This is a genomic window from Pseudomonas sp. NPDC090752 (assembly GCF_055584805.1).
The window spans coordinates 494,183-510,146 of the sequence record NZ_JBVJLI010000001.1 but is presented as its reverse complement, the minus strand read 5'-3'; the positions used below and the strand labels follow the sequence as shown (position 1 = coordinate 510,146).

10 protein-coding genes are annotated in these 15,964 nt (G+C 58.3%); 3 read left to right on the top strand and 7 right to left on the bottom strand.

Annotated elements, in window-relative coordinates; all coding sequences use genetic code 11:
- Positions 1-67 precede the first annotated feature (67 nt).
- From ACZ6YA_RS02180 to ACZ6YA_RS02170, 3 genes are read left to right on the top strand one after another with little or no spacing between them, the layout of a single operon-like run.
- Positions 68-2,194: a hydantoinase/oxoprolinase family protein gene (locus tag ACZ6YA_RS02180; RefSeq protein WP_465895118.1), complete on the top strand. Its 2,127-nt coding sequence runs from the start codon at positions 68-70 to the stop codon at positions 2,192-2,194.
- Positions 2,191-3,912 carry a hydantoinase B/oxoprolinase family protein gene (locus ACZ6YA_RS02175; RefSeq protein ID WP_465895117.1) on the top strand — a complete coding sequence of 574 codons (1,722 nt, stop codon included), beginning with the start codon at positions 2,191-2,193 and terminating at the stop codon, positions 3,910-3,912. Before ACZ6YA_RS02180 ends, ACZ6YA_RS02175 begins: the two co-directional genes overlap by 4 nt.
- Positions 3,913-3,964: 52 nt before the next feature.
- Positions 3,965-5,317, top strand: coding sequence for an MFS transporter (locus tag ACZ6YA_RS02170; protein ID WP_465895116.1), 1,353 nt, complete (start codon positions 3,965-3,967; stop codon positions 5,315-5,317).
- Between the two features lie 353 nt (positions 5,318-5,670).
- Here ACZ6YA_RS02170 and ACZ6YA_RS02165 read toward each other — a convergent pair whose 3' ends face one another.
- From ACZ6YA_RS02165 to ACZ6YA_RS02135, 7 genes are all read right to left on the bottom strand, one after another.
- Entirely contained in the window at positions 5,671-7,314 is a 1,644-nt protein-coding gene (locus ACZ6YA_RS02165) for an acetolactate synthase large subunit (RefSeq protein WP_465895115.1), read from the bottom strand.
- 71 nt (positions 7,315-7,385) lie between these two features.
- Positions 7,386-8,114 (bottom strand): transporter substrate-binding domain-containing protein, encoded by a 729-nt coding sequence (locus tag ACZ6YA_RS02160; protein WP_465895114.1) that lies wholly within the window; start codon positions 8,112-8,114, stop codon positions 7,386-7,388.
- A 97-nt stretch (positions 8,115-8,211) separates the two neighbouring features.
- Positions 8,212-9,465 carry an OprD family porin gene (locus ACZ6YA_RS02155; protein ID WP_465895113.1) on the bottom strand — a complete coding sequence of 418 codons (1,254 nt, stop codon included), beginning with the start codon at positions 9,463-9,465 and terminating at the stop codon, positions 8,212-8,214.
- A 111-nt stretch (positions 9,466-9,576) separates the two neighbouring features.
- The gene (locus ACZ6YA_RS02150; protein ID WP_465895112.1) at positions 9,577-10,893 is read right to left on the bottom strand and encodes an MFS transporter; all 1,317 of its coding nucleotides are present in this window, start codon (positions 10,891-10,893) and stop codon (positions 9,577-9,579) included.
- A gap of 63 nt (positions 10,894-10,956) precedes the next feature.
- Complete coding sequence (locus tag ACZ6YA_RS02145; protein ID WP_465895111.1) at positions 10,957-12,009, bottom strand: lactonase family protein; 1,053 nt, start codon at positions 12,007-12,009, stop codon at positions 10,957-10,959.
- A 118-nt stretch (positions 12,010-12,127) separates the two neighbouring features.
- Positions 12,128-14,800 (bottom strand): aconitate hydratase AcnA, encoded by a 2,673-nt coding sequence (gene acnA, locus ACZ6YA_RS02140; protein WP_465895109.1) that lies wholly within the window; start codon positions 14,798-14,800, stop codon positions 12,128-12,130.
- Between the two features lie 196 nt (positions 14,801-14,996).
- A complete protein-coding gene (locus tag ACZ6YA_RS02135; protein ID WP_465895108.1) occupies positions 14,997-15,887 on the bottom strand; it encodes a LysR family transcriptional regulator in 891 nt (296 codons plus the stop codon).
- Positions 15,888-15,964: the final 77 nt, after the last annotated feature.

The window sequence follows — 15,964 nt, the reverse complement described above, 5'->3', positions numbered from 1 at the left end:
GCTTACCACTTACTAACTGAACGTCCAGTTAGTTAGCACCGATGATCAACAAGCCAGTGGAGCGATCATGAGCACTGCATCAACAACAAAAATCAGCAGGGGCGTACGGGTAGGATGCGACATCGGAGGCACGTTCACAGACGTCGTGCTTGCAATGCCAGATGGCCGCCTGTTCGTCAACAAAACCTCGACAACTCCCGAAAATCTTGGCGAAGCCATCGTGCAAGGTTTGAGCACCCTGCTTCAGCAAGCAGGTGTCGAGCCAGGCGATATCACCGAAATCGTGCACGGCACGACCACTGCCTCCAACACCATCCTACAAAAAGTCGGTGCCAAGACTGGCGTCCTGACCACCGCAGGGTTTCGAGATGTGCTCGAAATTGGTCGCATCCGCACTCCCACCATGTTTGACCTTTCCTGGAGCAAACCTGAACCCCTGTCTACTCGCCGCTGGAGGCGGGGTATCCAGGAGCGCATGAGCGCGACTGGCGACGTCGTAACTCCCCTGGACGAAGACCAACTGCTTCGTGAAGCAAAGTCGTTGATCGACGAAGGCGTGACTGCGATCGCGATCGCGTTCATCAATAGCTACATCAACCCAGCCCACGAACGCCGTGCCAAGCAGCTTCTCCAGCAACATTTCCCTCAGGTATTGGTCAGCGCGTCGTTTGAGGTACTGCCAGAAATCAAGGAATACGAGCGCACCAGTACGACAGTGGTGAATGCCTATATCCTCCCAGCCATGCGAACCTACCTGGCTCGTCTGCGGCAGGACCTCGAAGCGATGGGTGTTCGCGCCTCGTTGCAGGTAATGGCCTCCAACGGCGGCATGATGGGCATTGCATCGGCAAGTGAAAAACCGGTATTTGCGGTAGCCTCCGGTCCTGCGGGCGGCGTAACCGGCGCAGCACGAATCGGTGCGCTAGCAGGCGACAGCAACCAGATCATCTTCGACATGGGCGGTACTACCGCAAAGGCGGCCCTCGTTGTTGACGGTCAGCCTTCGCTGACCAACGAGTACGAGTTCCGCGACGGTATCAGTGCTCCAAGCCGCTTCGTTAAGGGTGGCGGTTATGTACTCAAGGTCCCTGCGATCGATATCGCCGAGGTCGGCGCGGGTGGCGGCTCGATCGCATGGATTGATGCCGGCGGGTTGCTCTGCGTTGGTCCTGAATCCGCGGGCGCCTATCCAGGTCCGGCCTGCTATAACAAGGGCAACGATCAACCGACGGTCACCGATGCAAACATGGTACTGGGCTATCTGAACCCAACCGCTCTGGCGGGCGGTAGCCTGCCGGTGTTCCCAGAACGCTCGGCCAAAGCCATCGAACAATACATCGGGCAACCACTGCAACTCGACCTGCTCAAGGCTGCCCATGGCATCCGCCATTTGGCAAACGTGAACATGGCCCGCGCGATCCGTGCCGTAACTGTCGAACGAGGCCTGGATCCCCGTGAAATGTCGATGATGGCATTCGGCGGCGGCGGCCCTCTTCACGCAGTTGCCGTGGCTCGCTTGCTAGGTATCCGCCGCGTCGTAGCGCCAATCATGGCAGGAGTGTTCTGCTCTGCCGGCATGCTCACAGCTGACGCTGAGCACAACTTCGTGAAAGCCATCCTCCGTCCGTTCGCACAATGCGACTTGAGTACGTTGTCGACTGAGGCGATTGCCCTCGGCGACCAAGGCTTCACCGTACTCGCGAGTGAAGGCTACGCAGCTGACGCCGCTCAAGTTGTCTACTCGGCAGACGTCCGTTACCTGGGACAAAGCTCTGAACTGACAGTCCCGCTGAGCAGTGCCCAGATCGATCAGCAAGTACTCGACCAACTGGGCAAAGATTTCAACGCCCAGTATCTGCAAACGTTCGGATATGCGAGCGACGAACCGCTGGAGCTGGTGAACCTGCGCGTCAGCGCTCGGGGCCGCAGCGCTCATCGACTGGAGTTCGCAGATTGCAAAGTCGACTCAACAGCCTTGCAAGGGTCCGAAGGTGAGCGCCTGGTCAGCTTCGATCCTGATGCCCCAATGCAATCCACCCCAGTGGTGCCAAGAGCGAGTATCGGTTTGAAGCCGGTACAGGGTCCTCTGATCATCGAGTCTTACGACACTACCATCGTTGTGCCGCCAGGCTGTAGCGCCCATGCAGACAGCATCGGGAATATCACCATCAACATCCAGGAGATCCGCGCATGAGCCAGGCCATCGATCCAATCACCTTTGCTGTCGTAAAGAACGCCATGGACTCGATCGTCGATGAAGTGGCCTACACCGTGCTGCGCACCGCTCGCTCGGAAATCGTCAAGGACGTCATGGATTACTCGGCGGCCATCTGTGACCGCCATGGGCAGATGATCGCTCAGGCCAAAACCATCGCACTCCACCTGGGTGCCATTCCCGAGGCAATGGCGCAGGTCAAACTTCGCTATGGCGATAGCCTGCAACCTGGGGATGCAGTGATCGTCAACGACCCGTACCAGGGCGGCATGCATCTGCCAGATATCTTCATGTTTGCTCCCTTCTTCTACAAAGGCGAGATCGAAGGCTACAGCGTGGTGATCTGCCACCACACCGATGTCGGTGGGCGAGTTCCAGGCTCCAACGCCAGCGACTCTACCGAGATCTACCAGGAAGGTCTTCGCATTCCGGTGGTGAAGCTGTACGAAGCCGGAAAGATCAACGACATCATGGAGCGCATCATCGCGCAAAATGTCCGCGTGCCTGACCGAGTGCTGGGCGACCTCCGTGCGCAATACGCCGCTTGCCAAGTAGGCAGTCGCGAACTGACGCGCCTGCTCGATCGCTACGGCCGTGACGACAGTCGCCGCTACTTCGCTGAACTGCTCGACTACGCCGAGCGCCTAACGCGAGAAGAAATCCGTAATTGGCCTAAAGGCACCTTCGTCTTCGAGGACTTCATCGATGACGATGGTCTGTCGGAAGATCCCATTCCCGTGCGTGTGGCAGTCACCGTCCATGAGGACCGGGTCAGCGTAGATTACACCGGCAGTTCCCCACAGGTACGCGCCGCGATCAACTCGACGCTGTCCTACACCAAGTCCTGTACTTACCTGAGTGTGCGCTGCGCGCTCAAAGGTGACGTACCGAACAACGAAGGACTGTTCCGCTGCGTCGATGTGCATGTGCCGGAAGGAACCGTTCTGAATCCACTGGAACCTGCTGCGGTGGCTGCTCGCGCACTCACTGGCTATCGAGTGTTCGACGCCATGTTGGGCGCATTGGCGCAAGTCGTCCCCGATCGCATTCCGGCAGCAGGTGAAGGCGGCAATACCGTCGTGTGCCTGTCCGGCAAGAAAGACAATGGCGAGGGCTACATCATCGTCGACATGGTCTGCGGTGCTTGGGGCGCGCGACCACATGCCGATGGTGTGGAAGCAATCACCAACGCTTCGCAAAACCTCTCGAACACCCCGGTCGAAACTCTGGAAGCACAGCATCCGGTGCGTGTTGAAGCCTATGAGCTGGTGGCCGACAGTTTTGGCGCCGGTCGTTACCGCGGCGGCCTGGGCGTGTTGCGCAGCTACCGTGTGCTGGCTGACGACGTCCTGCTGCAACTGCGGGCCGACCGTATGAAATTCCGCCCCTACGGCCTGCAAGGTGGCCTACCTGCAAGCCCGGCGGTCAATGCATTACAACACGGCAGCGAGACTCGTTTCCTGCCGAGCAAGGTGGGTATCACCATTGCCCGGAACGACGTGGTTTCACACACCCAACCTGGCGGCGGCGGTTTCGGTAACCCTCTCGATCGACCGCTGGAGGACATCGAGCAGGATGTCTGGAACCACAAGATGACCGCGGCCTTTGCGCGGGAACACTATCGGGCAGTCGTAGACGCCGATTCAGGCCGAGTCGATAAGATCGCCACCGCCGAGTTACGTGCCATGGCCAAATAGCAGTGGGGCGAAAGCCCCACTTCCCGTTTACAAGCCGTACGAGTACAACAAGATGAATAATAACGTGCTAGACGTGCATACCTTCCTGGACAACCGTCCTATTGGAAGGCAACAGAAGACCGTGATCATCCTCGGCCTCCTGATCCTGATGCTGGATGGCTTCGACACCATGATGATGGGCTTCATCGCCCCTGCTCTGCTTCAAGACTGGGGGATTAGCCGGGGTGACCTGGGCCCTTTGATGATGAGCGGCATCGCGGGGCTCTCGATCGGCTCTCTTCTGGCTGGTCCCTTGGCTGATCGATTCGGCAGACGCTGGGTCATCATCGCGGCCGTGTGTGCGGTAGGCATTTTTTGTCTCACTTGCGCATTCATGAGTGGTCTTCACTCACTCACCGCAGCCCGCTTTCTCACCGGTGTTGGATTAGGCGCGACAATGCCAAACATCACCACCCTGCTGGCTGAGTGCGCTCCGCTTCGCCGGCGCTCACTCCTGGTAACTTCGGCGTGGTGCGGATTCGGTATGGGTGGGGCTCTGTGTGGCTTGGTCAGCGAACATCTGATACAGCTGTACAGCTGGCGTGCCGTGTTCGCAACTGGAGGCGTACTACCCCTACTGCTCGTTTTGGCACTCATCATCTGGCTTCCAGAGTCACTTCGATTCCGTCTACAACGCCAACAATCTCATGAACGCCTAGTAGCGGCAGCCAACGAACTGATGCCAGGTAGCGCCAGTAGTTCGACGAAGTTCATAAACAGTGAACAGGTGGTCAGCGAGGAAACCATCCGTGGTCCGGTAGCTTTATTGAACCGGAACTATCGCCTTGGTACCTTGACTATCTGGCTCGCGATGTTCATGGGCTTTTTCCACCTCTACTTCCTGAGTAATTGGCTTCCCCTCACGGCGAGTGCTGCCGGCATGTCTTACTCCCAGGCTGTGATGCTGGGAATCATCCTCCAAGTCGGCGGTGCCATAGGCAACTTCACGGTTGGCCTGAAAATGGATCGGTTTCACCCGGACCGGATCGTGAGCATCATGTTTGCTGGCTGCGCAGTGTTCACCTTGCTGATTGCTCTTTTCAGTAGCTCATTTGCCATGGTCGGTACACTGGTCTTCTTCCTCGGCTACGTGCTGATGTCCGCGAATGCAGGTTGTTTCGCACTAGGCGCGGCTCACTATCCAACGCCGATCCGTGCGACAGGAGTCAGCTGGGTGTTCGGGATCGGCCGAGTAGGAGCAATTCTGGGGGCTGGGTCTGGGGCGATCATCACCACGTGGGGGCTGACGATCACCGACATCTTTATCCTGCTGACCGTGCCCGTGATGATTGCGGCGTCGGCCATCTGGTTCAAACGGCGCATGCATGCCAAAACCGTTTCAGCCGTTGCACAGCACCGCGCCTGACATCCTGAGCACCTAGGCACCTGCGGCGACAAGACCCACCGATCTCTCTGGGCTCAATCCTGGACTCAAAATGCCCGGACACTACCGGCTTTGGGTGGTTACCGCTGGAACGAAAAAAGGGCCCTAAGGCCTTTTTTTCAACGACTTACAGACTTCCATGGAACTCTGTAGATCTATAACTGTAGCGGGAAACGAGACTCGCATCGGGCCTGCGAGCCTTTGAAATCAAAGGGTTTTCAGCCATCCCTGAAACAGGGATAGCCTTGATTCTGGACTCATTTGCCCATGCTTTCAACCGGTACCGGCTTCAGGACGATCCAAAGTCGACAGCTAATTTATTTACACTCCCAGGCTCAGACTGCCAGCGCTCTCGCACGTAGCTCGCTATTCAGGATCCGATCATTCTCGCTGTAGTCCACCGGGCAATCGATCACATGCACGCCCGGGTTGGAAATGCAGTGGTCGAGCAGCGGCAGCAGCGCATCGGCGCTTACCACCCGGTGGCCCTGGGCACCATAGGCCTGGGCATACTTGACGAAGTCCGGGTTGCCGTAGTCCAGGCCGAAATCGGTGAAACCCATGTTCGCCTGCTTCCAGCGGATCATGCCGTAGCCGTCGTCGCGCAGGATCACCACGGTAATGTGCATGCCCAAGCGCACCGCAGTTTCCAGCTCCTGGCTGTTCATCATGAAGCCACCATCACCGCACACCGAGATCACCGGGCGGTCCGGGTACACCAGGTGCGCAGCCATCGCCGATGGCAGGCCAGCACCCATGGTCGCCAGGGCGTTGTCCAGCAGCACGGTGTTCGGCTTGTGCGCCTTGTAGTTACGGGCGAACCAGATCTTGTAGATGCCGTTGTCCAGGGCGACGATGCCTTCGGATGGCAGCACGCGGCGGATGTCGGCGACCAAGCGCTGCGGGTAGACCGGGAAGCGGTCGTCGTTGGCGCCTTCGGCGATCTGGGCTTCGTTCGCTTCACGGATGGCCATGAGGCGGGTGAAGTCCCAGTGCGCGGTATCGTTCAGCGCTTCGCTGATCTGCCACACGGCGTTGGCGATGTCGCCGATCACTTCGACCTGCGGGAAGTACACGGCATCGACTTCGGCGGAGCGGAAGCTGATGTGGATCACTTCGGTGCCGCCACGCACCATGAAGAATGGCGGCTTCTCGATCACATCGTGGCCGATGTTGATGATCAGGTCGGCGGCTTCTACAGCGCGGTGAACGAAGTCACCGGACGACAGCGCAGCGTTGCCGAGGAAGCGTGGGTGGCGCTCGTCGACCACACCTTTACCCATCTGGGTGGTGATGAACGGGATGCCGGTCTTGTCGATCAGTTGCTGGAGGACCTTGGCGGTCATCTTGCGGTTGGCGCCGGCACCGATCACCAGGATCGGGCTGCGTGCGTTCTGCAGCTTTTCAACGGCGGCTTCAATCGACCTGTGCTCGGCCAGCGGGCGGCGGTGTAGGCTGCGCGGGACCGGCAGGGCATCGGTCTGCTCGGCGGCGATGTCTTCCGGCAGCTCCAGGTGCACGGCGCCAGGCTTTTCTTCTTCAGCCAGGCGGAACGCTTCACGCATGCGCGCCGGGATGTTGTCGGCCGAGGCGAACTGGTGGGTGTACTTGGTGATGGGGTCCATCATGCCGCACACGTCGATGATCTGAAAGCGGCCCTGCTTGGACTTCTTGATCGGCTTCTGGCCGGTGATCATCATCATCGGCATGCCGCCCAAGTAGGCGTAAGCACTGGCGGTCACCAGGTTGGTCGCGCCAGGGCCGAGGGTCGACAGGCTGACGCCGGTCTTGCCGGTCAGGCGGCCATAGGTGGCCGCCATGAAGCCCGCGGACTGCTCGTGGCGGGTCAGTACCAGCTTGATCTTCGACTTGCGCAGGGATTCCAACAGGTCGAGGTTTTCCTCACCCGGAATGCCGAACACATACTCGACACCTTCGTTTTCCAGGCATTGCACAACGACATCGGCGGCCTTGGCCATTTTGCTTCGTACCTCAGATTTTGCTTCGGATTGGAGATCACATCGCCCGCTGTGCAGGCGATTAGGTTCAGTCAGCGTGGGGCGCTGACATCGGTCTGACCGGAGGCAAGCAACGCACCTCGGACAAACCCACTGCGCAGGCTGCGTTCGACGAACTCGCGCACATAGGCAGCCGCCGCATCATTGCCCCTGGGCACCGCCATGGCCTGGCGAATGGCGGTGAAGGCGCCATCCAGCACCCGATAACGAGCGTCACCGTCCGCCACTTTCTGCAGGGGCTGGCGAACACCGGCAGCCGCGTCCAAGCCTTGGTCGATAAACAGGTCGACGGCGCCAGCCGAGGTTTCGGCGCGAATCAGCTCGGCATGCTCTAGCGTGCGACTCAGGTACAGGTCGTAAGCCGCGCCTTTGCCGACGGCCAGGCGAAGGCCTGCAGCGTCCAACTGATCGACGCTGGCGAACGGCGCATCCTGCTTCACCAGGTAAGTACCCTCGATCAGCACGTAGGGCTCACTGAAGAAGATTTGCGCTTCGCGGACCGGTTCGATGGCCAAGAAGGCCAGGTTCCAGGCCCCCTCCTCCAGCGCGGCGAAAACTTTGCCGGCGGCATCGAAGGTGCGCATCTTCAAGGTTACACCGAGCTCTTCGGCCAGCGCCTTGGCCAGTGCGACCGATACGCCCTGGGGCTCGCCGTCGGGACCGCGCTGAGCTAGAACCGGATTACCAAAATTGATAGCGGCAGTGAGGACGCCGTTAGGGGCCAGTTCGGCCAAGACTTGCTGGGAGATTGTGGTAGACATTCGGTTCTCCATTGTCTGTGAGGACCTCTTTGCAGCTGAAGAAGCTCATACAGGACCGTGCTTTTCCTGCTGTAGCAACTTCGGCCGCAAATGGGCCTTACCAGATGGGTAAGGTGTACGACACGATCAAGCGATTTTCATCGGTGCCGCGGGCAAAATTGGAGCGATACGCCGCATTACGCCAGCGAATGCCCACGTTCTTCAATGCGCCCGACTGGAATACATAAGCGATATCGGTGTTGCGCTCCCACTCGCGACCTTCCTCGCTGCTGGTGGCAGGATCGGCATGGTCGCCTTTGACGTAGCGGGTCATGAAGGTTAGGCCGGGGATGCCGACCGAGGCAAAGTTGTAGTCGTAACGCAACTGCCAAGAGCGTTCGCCCGGCTCGGCGAAGTCGTTGAGCTGGATGTAGTTGGTGAGGTAGGGGTCCGTACCGTTGAGGAACGGCATCGACGTATCGCCATTCATTTTCTGCAGCCCCAGACCAAAGGCGTGGCCACCCAGGCTGTAAGTGAACATGCCGCTCAACGCACCGCTGTCGATAGCACCACCTTTGGCGGTGCCCGTATCGTCGCTGAGCATGTAGCGCAGGTCGCTTTTCAGCTTGCCCGGGCCGATGCTCCAGCTGTGATTGACGCCGAAGAAACTCTGTCGGTAGACGTCCTGCAGCTCGGCATACTGGTAGCTCAGGGTCAGTGCCTTGCTCAGCGCATAGTCGGCACCACCGATCCAGTAGTCATCCCCCTCCACGGCCCCAGCAAAGCGCCGGTTCTTGTTGTTGAGGGTGATCTTCTGCGCATCGGTGGAGTCGCGGTCGGTCATGCGGTTGAAGCGCGCGCCGGTAAAGGTCAGGCCGTCGATTTCGTTACTGGTCAGCAGCCCCCCCTCAAAGGTCTGCGGCAGGATGCGTCCGGTGTTGGCCTGCACGGTTGGCAGCTTGGGGATCAAGGTGCCGTATTTGAGCTCGCTCTGCGATACCTTGACTTTGGCAGTTAGGCCCAAGCGGCTGAATTCGTCGGCCGCACGGCCGTCATCGTGAACCGGCAGCAGGCCGGTGCCGGCGCGGTCGGGGCTTGAATCGAGCTTGATTCCGAGCATGCCCAGTGCATCAAGGCCGAAACCGACGGTACCTGGGGTGTAGCCGGAGCGAAAGTCCAACAGGAAACCCTGGGCCCATTCTTCACGCTTGGATTGCGCGCTACCGTCACGAAAATCACGGTTTAGATAATAGTTCTGCATCTGCAGGTTGAGCTTGCTGTCTTCGACGAAGCCCTCGGCACTGGCAACGCTGGCGATCATGCAAGGAGACAGGGTGACAAGGGTACGCAGGATGTTCTTGTTGTTGTGCATCTGGCGATTCCATCTGGTTGGCATGAGCCTGCCCGGCCCGGGGCATAGCACCGGGCAGTCAAAGGAAACGGAACGGGTCAGCAAGGGGCCAGGTTGCGGCCCCTTTCAGGATCAATGTGCGGAGGCGGCCACTGGCTGATCTGGGTCTTTGTTAGTGACGCGCATCAATGCCGTCATCAGGAAGGCGATGACCAGCAAGGCGCTGAGGAACAGCAAACCCGTGGCTGCGCTTTGGCTGTTGCCCTTGACCACACCGATCATCGACGGCCCGACGAAGCCGCCGAGGTTGCCGATCGAGTTGATCACGGCAATCGAAACCGCTGCGGTAGCACGGTCGAGGAATAACGTCGGCAGTGCCCAGAAGGGAGACTTAAAGCTATACAGGCCGGACAGCGCGACGCAGATCATGGCCATCGAGGCCACCGCACTTGGCAGCATGCCCGCACCAATCAGGCCGAGTGCTGCGACCGCCAGCGGAATGGCCGAGTGCATCTTGCGCTCGTTGCGCCGGTCGGAGCTGCGCGACCAGATAATCATCGCTGCGGTGGCAACGATGTACGGCACCATGGCAATCAGGCCGATCTGGGTATGGCTCAGGTCGCTGGAGAAGCCCTTGATGATCTGCGGCATCCAGTAACCAACACCCAGGCTGCCGCACTGGTAGACGAAGTAGATAAAGGCCAGGTACAGCACCTTCTTGTTGACCATGGTTTGCAACACGCCCAAACGCTTGACGTTCTTGCGACTCTGGCGATCGCGCTCAAGCTCGGCCAGCAGCCAATCCTTTTCCTGCTGGGTCAGCCATTTGGCCTGCTCCGGCTTGTCGGTCAGGAAGAGGAAACAAGCAATGCCGAGGAAGACTGCCGGCACGCCCTCAAGGAACAGCATCCAGCGCCAGCCGCTCCAGTCGAACCACTTGATGTTGTCCATGATCCAGGTAGAAAGTGGCGCACCGATGATGTAGCTGACGGGAATCGCGGCGGTGAACAGCGCCACGGTGGTTGCCAGTTCCTTGGCGCGGAACCAGTAGGTCAGGTAGACGATCACGCCCGGGAAGAAGCCGGCTTCGGCCACACCTAGGAAGAACCTCAGCACGTACAGCTGGTTGGCGGTCTGGGCAAAGGCGGTAGCGGCGGCAATCGCACCCCAGGTCACCAGGATCCGGGCAATCCAGACCCGCGCACCGTACTTGTTGAGCATGACGTTGCTAGGCACTTCGAAGAGGAAGTAGCCGATGAAGAATATTCCGGATATGAAGCCGAACGCCTCGCTGGTCAGGGCCAACTCCTTGTTCATCTCCAACGCGGCATAGCCGATGTTGGCGCGATCCAGGTATGACACGATGTAGAGCAGGAACATGAAGGGAATGATGCGCAGGGTGACCTTACGGACAGTGGCCTGTTCATCGACAGTCTTGTTGTTGTTCATGACGACCTCACTGAAAGGCGGACCTTGATCTGCCTTTTCTAATTGTTATCTGTAACAGCCGGTTCAGGCAGAAAAAACCATGCAGACCGGACTGCCGGTCGAAACCGAAAAGCCCGTCTTGCTCAAGCGTCCGTGCTGCGCATCGATTGACAGGGCAACGATGCTGTCGCTGTCTTCGTTGAGGGCGAAGATGAAGCGTTGATTGGGAGTCAGTGCGAAGAAACGTGGCGTTTTTCCAGCAGTTGGCTGCACCTCGACCAGGTTCAACACACCCGTTTCGGTGTTGAAGGCATACACCGCGATGCTGTCGAAACCACGGTTGGACGCATAAACAAATCTGCCGCTTTGATCGACTTCGATTTCCGAGGCACGGCTATTGCCGGTGTAGGATGAAGGTAATGTCGACAGCACTTGCAGAGGTTCAAGGCCACCCGTTTGGCTGTCTAGGCGATAGCTGGTGACTGTTGAATCCAATTCATTGATGGCGAATGCATAGGGTGCGCTCGGGTGCTGAGCGATATGCCGCGGGCCAGCTCCCTCACGGGTTACTACGAATGGGATTTCTGCTGGGTACAATTTGCCGTTGTCGAAACGGAAACTGAAGATCCGGTCCAAGCCCTTATCCGGGACCAGGACGAAATTGCCAGATGCATCAAAAGGATTGAAGTGAGGCTTGGCAAATGGTTGCTCGACACGATGTGGACCAACCGGACCTTCGAGTTGCACCAGTTGACATACTTCACCAATACGCCCGTCTTCTAACACGTCAAGAACAGCCAGCGTTCCGGTGACGTGGTTTGAAACAACCATGAAACGCTCACTAGGATCCAATGCCAGGTGAACGGGGTTGCGGCCTTCACAACTTTGAGTGTTGAGTAGGCTCAACGTCCCATCGTTCCGATCGACAATGAAGGCACTGACTTCGCTGCGATCACCGTGTACGGTGTAGAGCCGGTCACCTGCCCGATTGAGGGCGAGGAACGACGGATTGACCAGATCATCCAGCACCTGGATCTGCTCCAGAGTGCCAGCGTCCTGATCTACCCGGTAAACGGTGATGCCGTCACCCCGGGCATTACGCTCGCGGGTCGTTCGCGAACCTACATAGGCGTACATTGGGTCATTCTCCCGATTGCTGATGCAATTCCCAGCGGGTACATGCCTTGATGAGGTAGCAGTACCCATTGCGGCGGCATCGCTGCCACCGCAGTTGAAGGTTTGAGTACCGTGCGAATTATCCGCGGGTTCGCTTCACTACCTTACGGATCACGTAGGGCAGCACCCCGCCGTTGGTGAGATAGCGAATTTCCTGCAGGGAGTCGAATCGAGCAATCAACTCAAATTGATCGCGTGCGCCATCGACTCGGACGACTTCAAGGCCTATTCGATTCTCACCAACCACCAACTCATCCAGGCCGACAAAGTCGAAGTGCTCGCTACCGTCAAGTTTCAAATCCGCAACGCTCTGCCCTTGCTTGAAGACCAGAGGTATCACTCCCATACCGATGAGGTTGCTGCGGTGAATACGTTCGATGCTGCGCGCCACTACCGCTTTCACTCCCAACAGCGCCTGGGCCTTGGCGGCCCAGTCGCGACTGGAGCCCGCGCCATAGTTAATGCCAGCGAACATGATCATCGGAGTGCCGGCATAGGTCTGAGCGGCTTCGTACAACGGCAGGCACTCGCTGTGATCCACATTCCACGCCCAGCCACCTAATCCAGGCTGAGACTCTCCAAGGAGCTGATTCTTCACTGTTTTATTAGTGAAGGCCCCGCGCAGCATGACCTCGTGGTTGCTGCGTCGGGTAGAGTACTGATTGAGATCCTGAGCATCCTCTCCGCGCTCCAAGAGCCAGTGTCCAGCAAGGCTACTGGCTGGAATGGCGCCCGCCGGTGAAATGTGGTCTGTGGTGACGTTATCGCCAAGGACCATCAGTGGCCGAGCACCCTTGATGGCCAGGCTGGTCTTGGGTTCAGCCTGAATATCGGCCAGGTATTGGGGACGGCGCAGGTAGGTTGACCGCGGATCCCAAGGGAACTGGACGCTGCCTTCGGCAGACAGTGCTTGCCAATGATGGGTGCCATCCCAGACGGTGGCCAAGCGCTGCTGGAAGAACTCCGGTTTGACTACCTGAGCGGCCAGCGCCGCAACTTCCTCGTCGCTAGGCAACAGGTCGTGCAGGAACACCGGATTCCCTTTCCCGTCCTGACCCAGCGGTTCACTTGTGAGGTCGACCTCAATGGTACCGGCAATGGCAAAAGCAACGCATAGGGCTGGAGAGGCAAGATAACCTGCTGGCACTTTGGGGTTAACTCGCCCTTCAAAGTTGCGGTTACCGGACAGCACTACCACGCCCTTCAAACCCTGATCGGCAAAGACCTCCACATGCTCTTCAAGCTTGCCGGAGTTGCCGATGCAGGTCATACACCCAAAGCCCGCCAAGTCGAAGCCAAGTGCTGAGAAGTCTTCAAGCAGACCGGCCTCAGCGAGGTAGTCAGAAACAACTTGCGAGCCTGGGGACAGGGATGTCTTGACCCACGGTTTACGATTCAACCCCAGACGGCGTGCATTGCGAGCCAGCAAGCCAGCTTGGATCATTTGTGCTGGATTGGCTGTATTTGTGCAACTGGTGATCGCGGAGATGACTACAGCACCGTGCGTGATGGGCTCGCCGAACGACGGCTCGAAATATTGTTCGACAGAAGGCCCGGCGATCAGGTTACCACCACCCAAAACCTCATCGCGGAAGGAGCTACCTGATTTCGACAATGCTTGCCGCTGATGCGGCTGGTAAGGACCAGCAACGCTCGGCTCGATACTGGCCAGATCCAGATCGATGAGCTCGTCAAACGACGGCTCCGGAAGCTCATTGCTTCGATACAGGTCTTGCGCGTGCATGTAGGTGGCGGCTTGCAGGCACAGTTCCGATGATCGACCGCTAAGCTGCATGTAGCTATGAGTCTGATCGTCGAACGGGAAGAAAACGACCGTTGCGCCATATTCGGGGGCCATATTTGACACGGTGCCGCGAGCAGCCCAGCCAAGCGTAGAGAGGCCTGGGCCGGTGAATTCGACGAATTTTCCAACGACCGAACGCTTGCGCAGAATCTCGGCGACATGGAGAGACAGGTCAGTTGCTGTGACACCTGGACGTAGCGCGTTTGTCACTCGTATCCCGATGACCTGTGGGAAGCTGATCGGTACAGGCTCACCGACCATGGCAGCCTGCCCCTCCAGCCCGCCTACACCCCAGCCCAACACCCCGATAGCATTGATCATAGGTGTGTGACTGTCGGTAGCGACCATGTCGTCCGGATGCAGCAAGCGCCGGCCATCATCAGTGCGACTTTCCCAGACAACCTTGGCCAGAGCCTCCATGTTCATCTGGTGGATGATTCCGGTACCTGGTGGGATTACACCAAAGTTGTCCAGGCTTTTCTGAGCCCATTTGATGAAACGATAGCGCTCACTATTGCGGCGAAAATCGATGTCCAGGTTCTGCTCGACCGCATCGGCATCGGCATAGCTTTCGACGATCACCGAGTGGTCAATGGTCAGCACCGCAGGGATCAGCGGGTTCATCGCGCTTGGATCACCGCCGAGTTCGGCTACTACATCGCGCATGCCCGCAAAGTCGGCCAGGGCCGGCAAACACGTGGTGTCGTGGAACATGAGGCGGTTGGGCTGGAATGGCACTTCGCAGTCCGGGCCATCGCCGATTGCCCTAGCCAGGACTGACTCCAGAGCTTCGGGAGAGCAACGGGCCACATTCTCCAAGAGAATACGAATGGAGTAAGGCAGGCGCTGCAGTTGGCTGGTGCTCAGCAGCTTTTTAAGATCGATGTAGGCGAATTGCGTCCGGTCGATCTCAAGGGTGCTCATCAGGTCGCGGGCAGTCTGGGTCATGCTCGAATCGCTCTGCGTCTTATCGTTGTGACAGCGTCAGCTCAGGCAAGCGACACTGGTGATGGACCAATGCTAGGTCCAGCGCCCCAGGTTGAAAATTGATAAATCGCCATGGCAGCGTTCTCCAAGAGAGAACGCTCGCTTTGAGGGATCAAGAATGAGATAGGGAATGGTCTGGTCGAGATTGCAGCAACGACTACCCTGCAGGCGCCCGTATCTTGTCGATAAAACTGCGCAAAGTCGGCGCCGCTGTATCGTAGCTTTGCAATACCAAAAGCAGTTGTCGAGCGGACCAGTCTTCATCGAGACGCACAATCTTGAGCTTGAGACTGCGCTGGTAAGGCTTTACCACTGATCGCGGTAAGACAGCTATGCCCATGCCGGCCGAAACCATGCGACAGATGCAATCAAAACTACTGATGCGGATTCTGAGCTTCAGAGGCATTTCGAGCGCTTCAGCCTCCCGAGTCAGTAAGCCATACACTGAGCTTTCCTGATGAGGTCCGACCATCTCGTGTTCCAGTACCTGAGCGAATCGCACACTGGCGGCATCAGCTAACTGGTGATCCAAGGGCGCCACCAGGACCAATTCATCCGAGCGATAAGGGATTGTCTGCAAACCTCTGGCAGCCGTCTGTGAGGCAATAACCCCCAGGTCGGCGCGCCCTTCTGCCACTGCGCTGATGACTTCGGCCCCAACCCGTTCCTGAATATCGAACCGAATCAACGGATACTGAGCTGCAAACTCCGTGACGTCAGCTGGCAGGAATTGAGACAGCGCCGAGGTAATTGCGTGTATACGGATATGCCCCTTCACCCCTTCAGAGAACTCGCCGAGCTCCGCATCAAGGTTTTGCAAGGTCTGTCGAACTTGCCGGGCGTAAAATAGCAATGACTGGCCGGCAGGCGTCAACTCAACACCACGCGCCCGGCGTATTAGAAGGGGCGCACCCGCGAGCTCCTCCAATTCACTGATTCGCTTGCTCACTGCCGAGACAGCAAGGTGCCGAAGGCTTGCGGCATGCGTGAGATTCAATGTTTCAGCCACCGCGATAAATACATCGAGGCTGGTCAGGTCGTAGCGCATTGCTTCTCCAAATGCTTACTGCAGACTAAGGGGGGTGGACCCGAGCCTTGGCACACCAAACGAACAGCCCTACGCAC